Genomic DNA, 13,958 nt, shown 5'->3' with positions numbered 1-13,958 from the left:
CCGAAGGCGAATTGGCCCAACGGACCAAGTGGAGGCAGCGCCCCTTTCGCCTTGAGTTTGCGTGTCGAAGCATCCCCAAAACCTAGGAAGCGGCACCGAACGGGCAACCAACCGCGCCAATTTGATTACCTTCGCTACGCGGTTACGGATAGCTAGAATGCGGACTTTTCTGCCGTATGGCTGTCGAGCACGAAGGTCTACTCCCACGAGATTCCCGGACTTTCAAGATCGGGATATTCAGAAAGCAAGACCGAAGTTTGTAGTGAGCTGCATGCGGTTCAAGGAAACCCAACCCGGCACGCCAGAAGATAAGGAACCTAACGCCGAAGGTATAGTCAAAAGACAGTGCCGGTTCTGTGTCTTAAGATAGCTTTTATGCAAAAGAGAATCACCATTAAGTCAGCAAATCTGAAACGGCTGAGCGCTGCCTCATTGGCGGTCTTTCTCATCTCTTCCCAAAATGTGCACGCTCAAGCCGCTGGTGCGGAAGAATTGGCCAAACAACTGTCGAACCCGGTCGCCGACCTTATCAGTGTGCCGTTTCAATTGAACTACGACGAAAACATCGGCGTGGACGACAGCGGCTCAAGATGGACACTCAACATCCAGCCTGTCGTCCCGATCAGTCTCGGCGGCAACTGGAACTTGATTTCGCGCACGATCTTGCCGGTTATTTCTACGGAGGGCATACTTCCTGGGTCGAGCAGTGAAACGGGTTTAGGGGACACGGTTCAGAGCTTTTTCTTTTCGCCGAAGCAGCCGACATCCGGAGGATGGATTTGGGGCGCCGGACCGGTCTTGCTACTACCGACATCGACGGATGACACTCTGGGTGCAGGTGAGTGGGGGGCGGGTGCGACAGGCGTCGCCCTGCGCCAGCAAGGCCCGTGGACCTATGGCGGACTGGCCAACCATGTATGGGACATTGGCGGCGACATGGATATCAGTCAGACTTTCGTTCAGCCCTTTCTTTCCTACACGACGCCTACAGCGTGGTCGTTCACGATCAATAGCGAGTCCACCTATGACTGGGAGAGCGAGCAATGGTCCGTCCCGGTGAATGTGATTGCGTCCAAGGTTACGCAAATCGGCGGGCAGCTGGTGAGTGTTGGGGGCGGGCTCCGCTACTGGGCCGAAAGTTCGGATGGCGGGCCGGAAGGCTGGGGCGTGCGGCTGCAACTGACATTTTTGTTTCCAAAATAATCGCTTCCAAAAATCGGAATCCTGACGATCAGCGTCGCGACCCCGTCTATCAGCCCAGTTAAATCGAATAAGAAATTTACTCTACACGCACTCGGCATGAAGAAGTGAATAGTCAAAGGGCCGCTTCGCCGCGGATTTCTGCCGTTCATTCAATCCGCAGCAAATTTCACATTGGGCTCATCGATTGATTTCGCCGCGCCACGGCCCAATGGCCGGAAATGGCCCAAAGGCGCGGAATTGACGCGGTTGGGGCCTGTTTCCCTTAGCTCAACACGCCTCAGAACGGCATCGGGAAGGCCTTATGGGCCGCATCTATGTCGTTCATCACCTCTTGTGACAGCTCAAGGTCCAGACCGTTCAGGATATGCGCAAGCTGTGCCTCTGTGGTGGCCCCAAAGATGACCGAGCCCATGAACGGGCGGGTGCGGCACCAGGCCAGGGCCATGTGCACCGGATCCAGACCGTGCCGGTTGGCCACGTCGAGATAGGCGGCAACCGCCTCCAGCACACGGTCCGAGTTGCGCCCGCCCATGCCGGGCACCAGTGACATGCGCGAGCCGTCGGGTACGGCGCCGCCTTGGTACTTGCCCGACAGGAACCCCGCCGCCAGAGGTGAGAAGGCCAGAAGGCCTACATCTTCATAAACGCACAGCTCGGCCAGATCCGTATCGAACAGGCGGCACATCAGCGAATACTCGTTCTGGATCGAGGCCACGCGCGGTGTGCCCGTCTCCTCTGACAGGCGCAGCCATTGCGCTGTGCCCCAGGCGCTTTCGTTTGACAGGCCGAAGGCACGGATATTGCCCTTGTCCACCTGCGCTTGCAGCGCTTCAAGGCAGGCTTGCATATCCGCAATTACCGCCGCGCGATCCCCGCCTGATGGATCATAGCGCCAGTTCTGCCGAAACATGTAACTGCCGCGATTGGGCCAGTGGAATTGATAGAGATCGATGCAATCGGTCTTCAGACGGCGCAAAGAGCCTTCGACCGCCTCAGCAATCGTTTCGTCCGAGATCGGCGCACCATCGCGGACATGCATGAAGCCTTCGCCCGAATGTTTGGTGGCCAGCACATAATCACCGCGCCGTGCCGCATTGGCCGCGTTCCAGTTTCCCAGGATCTCTTCGGTCAGCCCCACCGTCTCTTTTGACACAGGGTTCACCGGATACATCTCGGCCGCGTCAACGAAATTGATGCCAGCATCCAGCGCCATATCCATCTGACGATGAGCTTCAGTCTGGGATGTCTGCGTGCCAAAGGTCATGGTGCCAAGGCACATATCCGACACCGAAATTCCGGTGCGCCCCAAAGGTTTCATTTGCATCTGAAATTCTCCTGCATATCTGCGCGGGCTGCGTTCAGGCCTCGGCCTTCTTTTCCCAGCGCCCTGATTCCTCTGACCAATATTGCGCCGAGCATCCCGCGTCGGTCAGCGCCTTCCACTGTCCGCGTGCGTGCTGCACCGCGCGCTCATCTGTACCGTCAAACAGGATGCAGACGCGCTCCAGCGCCGAGACCTCATCGGCCTCGACCGGCGCGCCATCCACTGCCATCACACAGACCGCGCCGTTAGCAGATTGCGTTTCGGTGGTCAGCAAGATCGGCTGCTCTGCATCATGCGGCCCACCGGCGCGACCATGGGGCAGAAAACCGTCCTCTGCCCCCAGCCACAGCTTTTCGTCCAGCCAGTCCATTCGCGCGGGATCGGTGCCACGTACCGCGATCCGCCACCCGGCCTGCCGCGCCTTGTCCAGCAACACCGGCAAAGTGCGCTCCAGCGGCTGCTGGGTCAGGTGATAGAAATAGACGGCGCCCATGGTGTCTTACTCGAAATTGTCCTGCACAAACCGGCTGAGCGCACGTACGCCCCAACCGGTCGCCCCTTTGGGGGCGTAGGATGTCTCAGCCGCGACCGAGGCAACACCGGCGATGTCCAGATGGATCCAGGGCGTATCCTCTTTTACAAAGCGTTGCAGGAACTGCGCCGCGGTGATCGAGCCTGCGGGACGACCGCCCACGTTTTTCATATCCGCGATACGCGACTTCAGCTGTTCGTCATATTTCGCACCCAAGGGCATCCGCCACGCGCCTTCGTCTTCGGCTTTGGCGGCCTTGAGGAAGGCCTCGCAAAACGTGTCGTTGTTCGAGAAGACGCCCGCGTTTTCATGGCCGAGGCCGATGATGATCGCGCCCGTCAGAGTGGCAAGATCGATCATGCCGACCGGGCTGAAACGTTCCTGCGCGTACCACATCACGTCACACAGAACCAAGCGGCCCTCGGCATCGGTATTGATGATCTCGACCGTGTCACCTTTCATCGAGGTCACAACGTCGCCCGGACGGGTCGCATTGCCCGAGGGCATGTTCTCAACCAGGCCCACCAGCCCCACCACATTTGCCTTGGCCTTGCGCTTGGCCAGCGCGCGCATGGCACCGGCCACAACACCGGCACCGCCCATGTCCATAGTCATGTCTTCCATGCCGCCCGCCGGTTTCAGCGAGATCCCGCCAGTGTCGAACACCACGCCTTTGCCGACCAAAGCCAATGGGGCGTCACCCTTTGCGCCACCGTTCCACTGCATCACCACGACCTTGGACGGGCTGACCGAACCCTGCCCCACGCTCAACAAGGTACGCATGCCCAGTTCAGCCAGTTGATCTTCTTCCAGAACCTCAACCTCAAGGCCAAGCGCTTTCATCTCGGCCAGGCGGTCAGCGAATTCGGTGGTGGTCAGAACGTTGGCAGGCTCATTGGTCAGATCACGTGTCATCCGCACGCCATCGGCGACGGCATAAAGCGGTGCAAAGGCGGCCTCGGCTTCATCGGATTTGTTGTGGCAGATGGTGACAGCACCCAGAGGATCAGCTTGCTTGGTCCTGTGCGCGTCGAAATCATAGCTACGCAAAACAACGCCAAGTGCCAATTCTTCGACCCGGTTCTGACTATCCGCTGACACCAGAACCGGTTTCCCACCTGCAAGCTTGGCCAGCTTGGCCCCGATCTTGCGGGCTTTGATGGGCTCTGGACGCCGCGACAGAACAAGCAGTTGCAATGCCTCGGCTGCCAGCCCGCTGGGCCATGCCATTGTGACCACCTGCCCGGTTTTCACTTTCTCAAACGCCTCGCTTTCCAGCAGCCGGGCCACGGCCCCTCGGGTCAGGCGATTGGCCCGGCGCGCCGCTGGCCCCATTTTCCCGTCTTCGGTCACGATGACAGCCACATGCCCTTCGGCTTTGGCGATCAGGTCCAGATCAACGGGTTGAAAAGTCACGGCGGTCAAAAGGCTCATGAGGTGCTCCTGAGAATTGAATTGCCTAAGACCTAGCTCGCGCGATCACAGTTGACCAGATAGCAGTTTTCCCCGATCAGCATTTGCAGTAAGGTCGCCGGAAAACAAATCGGCAGGTTCGGGGGACATTCTCAGTGCAAGTTTGGGGCAGGCATAAGGCCTTATGCGTGACGCATTTGCCGTCGCAGCCGCCTGAGTGTCGTCTGGCGATATGGATCACGAGGGCCTATTCGTGATCCTCGACCGCTACTTCGCACGCCGCTTTTTGCAAAGCTTCCTGATCATCGGTGCAATATTCCTGACTCTGATCATACTGATCGACCTGATCGAACAAGTCCGTCGTTTCGACGATGCGGATCTGACGTTTGGTCAATTGATCCAGCTAACGTTGTTGAATACCCCCGCAGCGATCAGTGAGATGCTGCCGTTGCTGATGATCCTGTCGACAATAGCCTTGTTTGTTGGCCTTGCACGCAGTTCGGAACTTGTGGTTACGCGCGCAATCGGCAGATCCGGGATTCGGGCTTTGCTTGCACCCGTTTTTCTGGCTCTGGTTATCGGTGGATTGGCGGTGGTCCTGCTGAACCCGATCGCGGCTGCGACTTCGGAAGAGTTTCAACGCCTGTCCGAAAGCTATCGCAGCGATTCGCGTTCGACCTTGTCTATCAGTCGCGAGGGCTTGTGGCTGCGCCAGGGTTCGGCAAACGGCCAATCCGTGATCCATGCGCGGGCCGTAACAAACGAAGAAATGCTGGTACTGCGCAATGTGACCATCACCACCTTCTCGGGCGATGGCACACCGGTAGAACAAATTGTCGCGGATCGTGCGCAGTTGGAGCCGGGGCAATGGGTGCTCAAACGCGCGAAAACCTGGTCATTGGTTGACGACGAGGTAAACCCGGAAGCTACGGCAACCTCATATAAAACGCTCGACATTCCGACCACCCTGACACGTGAGCGAATACTCGACAGGTTGGGCCAGAAAAAGTCTGTATCCATCTACGACCTGCCTCAGCTGATCGAGGATCTGCGCGAGGCCGGGTTTTCGACCAAGCAATACGAGGTCTGGCTGCAAACTCAGCTGGCGCGGCCTTTATTCCTTGTTTCCATGGTCCTGATCGGTGCTGCGTTCACGATGCGCCATGTGCGCTTTGGGGGAACCGGAATCGCTGTACTAACCGCAGTTCTCTTAGGATTTGCCATTTATTTCATTCGCAACTTTGCGCAGATCCTAGGCGAGAACGGGCAACTCCCTATTTTTGTCGCCGCCTGGGCGCCTCCGTTTGCGGCCATACTTCTGTCGATGGGTCTATTGCTTCACGCGGAGGACGGTTGATGCCGCGTTTGCTGCCATGGCTTTTGTCGACCGCGTTGGTGCTGAGCACTTCGATGGTGTCTGTTGCGCAGCCTGTTCAAGACGCTGGAGAAGAGTCTGCAACTGAACAACAAGACGCTCCAGCGCTGCTTGTGGCTGACCAGATCTTTATCACGCCGGACCGAAAGCTTGTTGCAGAGGGGAACGTCGAGGCGTTTCAAGGCGATGTAAAGCTGACAGCCGAGCGCGTGGTCTATGACCGCAGTACGGGTGAGCTTCAACTGGAAGGCCCTATTCGCATTGACCAAGCCGGTCAGTCGACCCTGCTGGCCGACAGCGCCGAATTGGACAATGGTTTGCGCAACGGTTTGTTGACCGGTGCCCGGATGGTGTTTGACCAACAGGTCCAGATTGCGTCGGTGCAAGCCACCCGGGCTGCAGGGCGTTATACGCAGTTCAGCAAAGTGGCTGCCACATCCTGCCGGGTTTGCGATGACGGCAAACCACCGCTGTGGCAGATCCGTGCGCGCAAGGTCACCCATGATCAGCTTGAACGCCAGCTGTATTTCGAGGGTGCTCAGTTTCGCATTCTGGATGTACCCGTCTTCTACTTCCCCGTCCTGCGCCTGCCCGATCCGACCCTGGACCGCGCCACCGGGTTTCTGGTGCCGTCAATCCGCACAACCTCGCAGTTGGGCACGGGTGTTCAGGTCCCCTATTTCATCAAGCTCGGGGATCACAAGGATCTGACTCTGTCGCCATACATCTCATCCAGCACCCGAACGCTGGGTTTCCGCTATCGGCAAAGGTTCAAACGGGGTCGTATCGAGTTCAACGGCGCCCTCACCCGCGATGATCTGCTGCCTGACGAAAATCGCGGCTATCTGTTTGGACGGGGACGTTTCAACCTGAACAATGATTTCAGACTGTCCTTCGACATCCAGACCACGTCAGACAACGCTTATCTTGCCGATTACGGGCTTCCGGATTTCGACCGTCTGCGCAGTGAAGTTGCTCTTGAGCGGATCAAGCGAGACACAGCTTTCAAAACCGGTGTGATCTATTTCGAAACCCTCCGGGATTCAGAAAGCCAAAGTGAGATTCCTTCGTTGGTCTTCGACCTGAACTATCGCAAACGCTTTTTCCCGCGCATGCTGGGGGGCGAGGTCGAACTTGCGTTCCTGACCCATGCTCATGAGCGCACAAGTGATCTGGACGTCACCGGTCGCGACGTCGCACGCGCCACGCTGGATGCTGAATGGCTGCGGTCTTGGACCTATGCCACCGGTTTGCGGGCCGAAGCCCGGGTTGGGGCCTCTGTCGACACGTTTGACATCCGCAATGACAGCCAGTTCCCCGATCAGATCACACGCGCGACCCCCCGCGCCGCGTTCACGCTGCGTTATCCGATGGTTCGCCGCGAACAGTCGGGCGCGTCACAAGTGCTTGAACCCATTGCGCAGATCGGCTGGGCGCATGTGTCGGATACAGATGTTCCAAACGAAGAAAGCACGTTCCAGGAGTTTGATCAGGGCAACCTTTTGTCGCTGTCACGTTTTCCAGCCGAAGATCAGCGCGAAGATGCAGCTACTGCCGCTATTGGCTTGAACTGGTCGCGATATGCGCCGGGCGGCTGGCACGCGCTGGCCACAATTGGTCAGGTCTTTCGGACACAGGCCAATCCCGAATTCACTCTGACATCAGGCCTGCAAGGGACGTCATCTGATCTGCTGCTTGCCGGTCAGTTGAACAATGGCAACGGCCTGACGTTCTCGGCGCGTGGCCTCTTGGACGGAGATTTCAGCTTCAGCAAAGCTGAGTTCCGTACAGCATGGAATAACGGCGACGCTGGTCTGGCTGGCAGCTATGTCTGGCTCGAACCTGATCCCGTCGAAACCGGTGGTGATGAAATATCAGAAATCTTGGTCTCAGGCCGCTACAACGTGAACCAAAGTTGGACCACGACCGCATCTGCCCGATACGATTTCAGTGAATCCGAACCGATCCGCGTCGGTCTGGGCGTCACCTATAGAAACGAGTGCGTTCAAGTAGACTTGACCGCCAGACGTCGTTTCACCTCAAACTCGACTATTGAGCCTTCGACCGAATTCGGGTTTACCGTAGCCCTGACTGGGTATTCCGTTGACGGTGGTGGCAGGAAGTTCAAAAAGGCATGCAGTTGATCTTAGGTACCAACAAGTTTCCTGGCGCGTTTCTGCGCCGCTTTGCTCTGCCCGTGCTGGCATCTGTTTCGCTGACATTGGGGACTCTGCCGTCTGCTGCCCAAAGCCTGTTCTCACCGGCAATAAAAGTGAACCAGGATATCGTCACCTGGTACGAACTGGAACAGCGACAGCTGTTTCTTGAACTCTTGGGCATACCTGAAAGCACTGAAGCTGACGTAAGACGCGCGTTGATCGATGATCGGATCCGCAAACAGGTATTGCGCAATGCCGGCATTCAGGCGAGCCCCGAAGCCGTCCAGAGTGGCATTGACGAATTCGCCGCGCGCGGCGGGTTGGAGCCCGAACAATTCCTGCAATTGCTAAGCGATGCGGGCGTTGACCAGGAAACGGTCCGGGATTTTATCGAAGACCAGGTTGCGTGGAACGATTTTGTGGCCGCGCGTTTCCTGTCCCAATCCCGTCCCACCGAGGATGAGATCAACCGCGCCCTGGGCCAAGGTGGAAGCGGTGGCCTGCAGGTTCTTCTGTCTGAGATCATTATCCCAGTGAACCAGCAGAACCTGGCACAAGTTGATGCTTTGGCGCAGGAAATTTCCGCGCTGTCAGGGCAAGAGGCCTTTTCGTCTGCTGCCGCGCAGTATTCCGCCTCTCAGACCCGGTCCAATGGCGGTCGTCTGGACTGGTTGCCGATCAGCAACCTTCCTCCGACGCTTCAGCCTTTGATCATCAGCCTGCGGCCCGGCGAGATTACCACGCCCCTGTCCCTGCCCAACGCCATAGCCCTGTTTCAAATGCGCGGTCTTCGCGAGGTTGCGGCATCTGCACCCAGTTATTCCAGTATCGATTACGCTGTCTACTATATCCCCGGCGGCCGTAGCTCTGCGGCGCTTTCCGCTGCGGCCCAGCTCAGGGAAGAGATTGACACTTGTGACGACCTATATGGTGTTGCCAAGGATCAACCCAGTGAGGTTCTTGAACGCGTTACCGCCGCGCCCGGTGAGATCCCGAGCGATGTTGCGCTTGAATTGGCCAAGCTCGACCCGAATGAGGTTTCAACGGCGCTCACGCGCAATAACGGTCAAACGCTGATGTTTCTGATGCTGTGTAACCGAACCCGCGATTTGGGAGAGGACACTTCAAGAGCAGATGTTGCCAATGCTCTGACGCAACAGCGCCTGTCGGCCTTTGCTGACAGCTTGCTGTCCCAGCTGCGCGCCGAGGCCGTGATCATCGAAGAATGACCGCCCCAATCGCCCTTAGCTGCGGAGAGCCTGCGGGCATTGGTCCCGAAATCGCCGCCAAAGCCTGGGATGCTCTGCGTGACCGCTGCCCCTTTGTCTATCTAGGCGATGCTTCGCATCTGCCAGCGGGCACGCCAGCGGAACAGATCACCGATCTTGCCCAAGCAAACACCATCAGCGCCCATGCGCTGCCCGTCTGGCAGATCGACTTCCCCGCGCCCAACACCCTCGGACAACCCGATCCGCGCAATGCGGCATCCGTGATCGCGGCGATCGAACAAGGTGTGGCCCTGACCCAAAGCGGTGCGGCCTCGGCCCTGTGTACAGCGCCAATCCACAAAAAGGCCCTGATCGATGGTGCCGGGTTTGCCTATCCCGGCCATACCGAGTTTCTCGCCGCACTTGCCGGATGCGATCGAGTGGTCATGATGTTGGCCTGCGATGCGCTGCGCGTGGTCCCCACCACAATTCATATCGCCTTGTCCGACGTGCCCAAGGCGCTGACCCCGGATCTGCTGCGCGACACGCTCGAGATCACCGCACGCGGCCTCCGGCGGCAGTTTGGCATAAAGCATCCGCGCCTTGCGGTCGCCGGGCTAAACCCCCATGCAGGCGAAGGTGGCAAAATGGGTCAGGAAGAGCTGGGCTGGATTGCACCCTTGCTGGCTGACGTCCACATTGAAAATGCCACCGTCACCGGCCCTCATCCCGCAGACACCATGTTCCACGCCGCTGCGCGAAGCCGCTATGACGCGGCGATTGCCATGTATCACGACCAAGCCCTGATCCCGATCAAAACGCTGGATTTCGACCGAGGCGTGAACATCACCCTGGGCCTGCCCTTCATCCGCACCTCGCCAGATCATGGGACCGCACTGGATATCGCGGGTCAGGGCATCGCCAATCCCACAAGCCTGATCGAAGCGCTTAAGCGCGCGCAACATATGGCACTAAGCTCTTGAACCTTAGTGTGGCTGAAAATATCCCCGCTGGAGGCCTAAAGTTTCCTGGCATAGTCCAACGGGAACGCGTCACGGGAACCCGATCATGAGCGCAATCGACACCCTGCCCCCTCTGCGTGAGGTCATCGCGACCCATCAGCTTTCCGCGCGCAAATCGCTGGGCCAGAACTTTCTACTGGATCTAAACCTGACCGCCAAGATCGCCCGTCAAGCGGGGGATTTGACCCAATGCGACGTGCTGGAAATCGGCCCCGGCCCGGGCGGGTTGACCCGTGGGCTTTTGTCCGAAGGTGCGCGCAAAGTGGTGGCTGTGGAAAAGGACACCCGCTGCATCGCCGCGCTGAACGAGATTGCCGCCGCCTATCCGGGCCGACTTGAGGTGATCAACGGGGACGCATTGGAGATCGACCCGATGGCGCATCTCACGCCACCCATTCGCGTCGCCGCCAACCTGCCATACAACGTTGGCACGGAATTGCTGGTGCGTTGGCTCACGCCACCCGCTTGGCCACCCTTCTGGCAAAGCCTGACCTTGATGTTCCAACGCGAAGTGGCAGACCGCATCGTGGCGCAGCCCGGCAGCAAAGCCTACGGCCGCCTCGCCTTACTGGCGCAATGGCGGGCTGACGCACGCATCGCAATGTCACTGCCGCCCGGAGCCTTTACTCCACCCCCAAAAGTGTCCAGCGCGGTTGTACATCTGACTGCCCTGCCCACGCCACGCTATCCGGCTGACGCCGCTACATTGTCGCGAGTTGTCGCTGCTGCTTTCAATCAGCGCCGCAAGATGCTGCGCGCTTCGCTCAAGGGCCTCGCCCCGGATATCGAAGACCGTCTGCGCACGGCAGGTATCCAACCGACCGACCGTGCCGAACAGATCCCGCTTGAGGCATTCTGTGCGTTAGCCCGAGAACTCAAAAAAGACTGAAGGCAAGAAAAAAGCCCCGGGCCTGACCCTCGGGGCTTTGCTTTCAGGACTATACCTTATTCCGCTGCTTCTGGCGCATCACCGGGATCGGTTGGTGCAGGCTCTTCCGCTGGCGCGGCTTTGGGCTTGCGCGCGCGCGGTTTGCGGGCAGGCTTTTCCTTTTTCTCAGGCACCGCTGTTTCGGCACCTTTGCTTTCGGGTGTTTCCACCAACCCGCTTTCCGGAGCGGCCTCGGCTGCGGCAAAATCCATCACTTCGGGCTGCGGTGTCTCAGCAGGGTCGGCCTGACGGGCGGCAGCTTCGCGCTCCTGACGTTCTGCGCGCTCGCGGTCACGCTCGGCCTGACGCTCGCGGTTCTGGCGCTCCTGCTCTTCGCGGCGCGCTTCCATCTCGCGTTGTGCCTCGCTGAGCAGACGCAGGTAATGCTCGGCGTGTTGCTGGAAATTCTCAGCCGCCACGCGATCGTTCGCCAGTTGAGCATCGCGCGCCAACTGATTGTATTTATCAATAATTTGCTGCGGCGTGCCACGCACTTTGCCTTCGGGGCCCGAGCTGTCGAAAACCCGGTTTACAACGTTACCACCAGAGGGACGATTGCGGTTATTCTTGGCCCGCGAGCGGGATTTGGAAGATCTCATCTACTTTACATCAGCCTTGTCATTCGCTGTCGATCCACCCGTTCTTTACGCTGCTCAAAGGCATGTGCCGTAACGAATGATCGACTTTTGGGCTTGGCGTCAGGGGTGAGCTGGAACAGCATCAACCTCGCCGACTGTTATTGAGTAAGCATGTCCAGCGCGCGCAGACAAGGGGTTTGTCGGTTTTTTCGCAGCTTTTTTACATAAAGCGGCACAATTTGGCCCTTGCCTACCCTATTTTTCTGGCAATTTTGCGCCGACAACCCGATCGCGCCCGTCCAGATCAGGAATGACGCGAATATCGGCCAGCCCTGACGCATCAAACAAGGAAGACACGGCGCGCGCCTGAGTTGGCCCGATCTCGACCAGCAGCCGGCCGCCTTTGGTCAGATAATCCGGCGCTGCAGCCGCAATCTGGCGATAGGCCTCCAGCCCGTCGCTTTCATCGGTCAGGGCGAGGCGCGGTTCGTGATCGCGCACCTCGGGTGCAAGGTCATCCATCTCATCCTGCGCAATGTAGGGTGGGTTCGAAACGATCAGGTCAAATTGCCCCTCAACGCTTTCGAACCAGTTCGATTGCAGGATCTCGGCCCGGTTTTGCACATTGTGCTGCACGGCATTGGCGCTGGCCTGCAAGCAGGCGGCTTCGCTCAGATCCACGCCGACACCCGTGGCGCTGGCGCGTTCTGCCAGCAGCGTGATGAGTATACAGCCCGAGCCGACGCCCAGATCCAATACATGATCGAAGGGTTCGCTCAGCGCCGCTTCGATCAGCGCTTCGGTTTCCGGGCGCGGGTCCAGGACATCGCCGCTGACACGGAACCTGCGGCCATAGAACTCACGTTCGCCCAAAAGATGCGAAACCGGCACACGAATGGCGCGCAGCGAAATCAACTGGTCATAGCGTTCGGCGATATCCGGCGCCAGTTCTTCTGGCGCAATCAGAGTCACGCGGCTGGCCTCAACTTTGGCCGCATGGGCCAACAGCAAGCGGGCATCGCGCGCCGGGTCAGGCACGCCTGCAGCCCGCAGCCGCGCGGTGGCAGCCACCATGGCCTGCGCTGCTGTCAAAGCAGCGATCATAACGCCATCTCAGCCAGCAGCCGCGCCTGATCATCGGCAGTCAGCGCGTCGATCACCTCATCCAGATCGCCCTGCATCACCTGGTCCAGCTTATAAAGCGTCAGGTTTATGCGGTGATCGGTCATGCGGCCCTGCGGGAAGTTATAGGTCCGGATCCGCTCGGACCGGTCACCCGAGCCCACCTGACTGGCCCGATCTGCCGAACGTTCGCTGTCAATCCGTTGGCGTTCCAGATCATAAAGCCGGGTTTTCAGCACCTGCATGGCAATCTCGCGGTTGCGGTGCTGAGATTTCTCAGAGCTGGTCACCACGATCCCACTGGGCAGGTGCGTGATCCGTACCGCCGAGTCGGTGGTGTTGACATGCTGCCCTCCCGCGCCCGAACTGCGCATCGTGTCGATGCGGATGTCATTGGCGTCAATCTGGATGTCCACATCCTCGGCCTCGGGCAGAACGGCCACGGTGGCTGCAGAGGTATGGATGCGCCCACCACTTTCGGTTTCTGGTACACGTTGCACCCGGTGCACGCCGGATTCGTATTTCATCCGGGCAAAGACATTGTCCCCCTTGATATGGGCGACCACCTCTTTGATGCCCCCCAGATCCGAGGCCTGTTCTTCGATGATCTCGAACTGCCAGCCCCGCGCCTCAGCATAGCGCTGATACATGCGCAGCAGATCACCGGCAAACAAGGCGGCCTCGTCCCCACCGGTGCCGGGGCGAATCTCAAGCATCGCGGGGCGCGCGTCAGCTTCATCGCGGGGCAACAGGGCCAGTTGCAACGCATGCTCGGCCTCTGGGATCTGGGCCTGCAGCTGAGGGATCTCTTCCTCGGCCAGTTCCTTCATATCCGGATCGGCCAGCATCGCCTGCGCCTCAGTCAGATCCGACACCAGCTGACGCCATTGGCTGATCTGGTCAACCACCGGCTTGAGGTCGGAATATTCCTTGGCCAAAACCGCAATATCTGCGCCCGAGGCCCCATCGGCCATGGCCGCCTCGAGGTATTGAAACCGCTGTGTGATCTGTTCAAGTCGTTCTTCGGGGATCATCACGGGGGTGTGTCCCATCCGGGGGCTTTGGTCAAGGGCCACATCATGCTAAGCTTGCTG

The 13,958-nt window shown here is 58.9% G+C and carries 12 protein-coding genes; 6 read left to right on the top strand and 6 right to left on the bottom strand.

Annotated elements, in window-relative coordinates:
• Positions 1-375: 375 nt before the first annotated feature.
• The gene (locus GOV38_RS22240) at positions 376-1,203 is read left to right on the top strand and encodes a transporter (RefSeq protein ID WP_171207315.1); all 828 of its coding nucleotides are present in this window, start codon (positions 376-378) and stop codon (positions 1,201-1,203) included.
• A 277-nt stretch (positions 1,204-1,480) separates the two neighbouring features.
• Here the strand turns inward: GOV38_RS22240 and GOV38_RS01080 are convergent, their stop codons facing one another.
• The 3 genes from GOV38_RS01080 to GOV38_RS01070 are packed head-to-tail and all read right to left on the bottom strand — an operon-like array spanning position 1,481 to position 4,493.
• Positions 1,481-2,527: an aldo/keto reductase gene (locus GOV38_RS01080; RefSeq protein ID WP_171207314.1), complete on the bottom strand. Its 1,047-nt coding sequence runs from the start codon at positions 2,525-2,527 to the stop codon at positions 1,481-1,483.
• A 34-nt stretch (positions 2,528-2,561) separates the two neighbouring features.
• Positions 2,562-3,020 carry a DNA polymerase III subunit chi gene (locus tag GOV38_RS01075; protein ID WP_171207313.1) on the bottom strand — a complete coding sequence of 153 codons (459 nt, stop codon included), beginning with the start codon at positions 3,018-3,020 and terminating at the stop codon, positions 2,562-2,564.
• A 6-nt stretch (positions 3,021-3,026) separates the two neighbouring features.
• A complete protein-coding gene (locus tag GOV38_RS01070; RefSeq protein WP_171207312.1) occupies positions 3,027-4,493 on the bottom strand; it encodes a leucyl aminopeptidase in 1,467 nt (488 codons plus the stop codon).
• 232 nt (positions 4,494-4,725) lie between these two features.
• On the opposite strand from GOV38_RS01070, the gene lptG reads away from it, so the two are divergent.
• The 5 genes from lptG to rsmA all read left to right on the top strand — a co-directional run bounded on the left by lptG (position 4,726) and on the right by rsmA (position 11,125).
• A complete protein-coding gene (lptG, locus tag GOV38_RS01065) occupies positions 4,726-5,829 on the top strand; it encodes an LPS export ABC transporter permease LptG (protein ID WP_171130484.1) in 1,104 nt (367 codons plus the stop codon).
• Positions 5,829-7,991, top strand: coding sequence for an LPS-assembly protein LptD (locus GOV38_RS01060; protein ID WP_171207311.1), 2,163 nt, complete (start codon positions 5,829-5,831; stop codon positions 7,989-7,991). Before lptG ends, GOV38_RS01060 begins: the two co-directional genes overlap by 1 nt.
• Positions 7,982-9,235, top strand: coding sequence for a peptidylprolyl isomerase (locus tag GOV38_RS01055; protein WP_171207310.1), 1,254 nt, complete (start codon positions 7,982-7,984; stop codon positions 9,233-9,235). Before GOV38_RS01060 ends, GOV38_RS01055 begins: the two co-directional genes overlap by 10 nt.
• Positions 9,232-10,197 carry a 4-hydroxythreonine-4-phosphate dehydrogenase PdxA gene (gene pdxA, locus GOV38_RS01050; RefSeq protein ID WP_171207309.1) on the top strand — a complete coding sequence of 322 codons (966 nt, stop codon included), beginning with the start codon at positions 9,232-9,234 and terminating at the stop codon, positions 10,195-10,197. Before GOV38_RS01055 ends, pdxA begins: the two co-directional genes overlap by 4 nt.
• An 85-nt stretch (positions 10,198-10,282) precedes the next feature.
• Positions 10,283-11,125 (top strand): 16S rRNA (adenine(1518)-N(6)/adenine(1519)-N(6))-dimethyltransferase RsmA, encoded by an 843-nt coding sequence (rsmA, locus tag GOV38_RS01045; RefSeq protein ID WP_171207308.1) that lies wholly within the window; start codon positions 10,283-10,285, stop codon positions 11,123-11,125.
• A 56-nt stretch (positions 11,126-11,181) separates the two neighbouring features.
• On the opposite strand, the gene GOV38_RS01040 is transcribed toward rsmA, so the two are convergent.
• The 3 genes from GOV38_RS01040 to prfA form a co-directional block, all read right to left on the bottom strand.
• Positions 11,182-11,763 (bottom strand): DUF4167 domain-containing protein, encoded by a 582-nt coding sequence (locus tag GOV38_RS01040; protein ID WP_171207307.1) that lies wholly within the window; start codon positions 11,761-11,763, stop codon positions 11,182-11,184.
• Between the two features lie 234 nt (positions 11,764-11,997).
• Complete coding sequence (gene prmC, locus GOV38_RS01035; RefSeq protein ID WP_171207306.1) at positions 11,998-12,846, bottom strand: peptide chain release factor N(5)-glutamine methyltransferase; 849 nt, start codon at positions 12,844-12,846, stop codon at positions 11,998-12,000.
• Complete coding sequence (gene prfA / locus GOV38_RS01030; RefSeq protein ID WP_171207922.1) at positions 12,843-13,898, bottom strand: peptide chain release factor 1; 1,056 nt, start codon at positions 13,896-13,898, stop codon at positions 12,843-12,845. Before prfA ends, prmC begins: the two co-directional genes overlap by 4 nt.
• Positions 13,899-13,958: the final 60 nt, after the last annotated feature.

Source organism: Ruegeria sp. HKCCA5839 (genome assembly GCF_013035585.1).
Lineage (GTDB): Bacteria > Pseudomonadota > Alphaproteobacteria > Rhodobacterales > Rhodobacteraceae > Ruegeria.
The sequence above is the reverse complement of the archived record's forward strand: the minus strand, read 5'-3'. Positions and strand labels throughout refer to the sequence as shown.

Excerpts from the sequence above, each read along its gene's own strand:
- GOV38_RS22240 (WP_171207315.1), top strand. The coding sequence starts at position 376 with ATGCAAAAGAGAATCACCATTAAGTCAGCAAATCTGAAACGGCTGAGC.
- GOV38_RS01080 (WP_171207314.1), bottom strand. The coding sequence starts at position 2,527 with ATGCAAATGAAACCTTTGGGGCGCACCGGAATTTCGGTGTCGGATATG.
- GOV38_RS01075 (WP_171207313.1), bottom strand. The coding sequence starts at position 3,020 with ATGGGCGCCGTCTATTTCTATCACCTGACCCAGCAGCCGCTGGAGCGC.
- GOV38_RS01070 (WP_171207312.1), bottom strand. The coding sequence starts at position 4,493 with ATGAGCCTTTTGACCGCCGTGACTTTTCAACCCGTTGATCTGGACCTG.
- GOV38_RS01060 (WP_171207311.1), top strand. The coding sequence starts at position 5,829 with ATGCCGCGTTTGCTGCCATGGCTTTTGTCGACCGCGTTGGTGCTGAGC.
- GOV38_RS01055 (WP_171207310.1), top strand. The coding sequence starts at position 7,982 with ATGCAGTTGATCTTAGGTACCAACAAGTTTCCTGGCGCGTTTCTGCGC.
- pdxA (WP_171207309.1), top strand. The coding sequence starts at position 9,232 with ATGACCGCCCCAATCGCCCTTAGCTGCGGAGAGCCTGCGGGCATTGGT.
- rsmA (WP_171207308.1), top strand. The coding sequence starts at position 10,283 with ATGAGCGCAATCGACACCCTGCCCCCTCTGCGTGAGGTCATCGCGACC.
- GOV38_RS01040 (WP_171207307.1), bottom strand. The coding sequence starts at position 11,763 with ATGAGATCTTCCAAATCCCGCTCGCGGGCCAAGAATAACCGCAATCGT.
- prmC (WP_171207306.1), bottom strand. The coding sequence starts at position 12,846 with ATGATCGCTGCTTTGACAGCAGCGCAGGCCATGGTGGCTGCCACCGCG.
- prfA (WP_171207922.1), bottom strand. The coding sequence starts at position 13,898 with ATGATCCCCGAAGAACGACTTGAACAGATCACACAGCGGTTTCAATAC.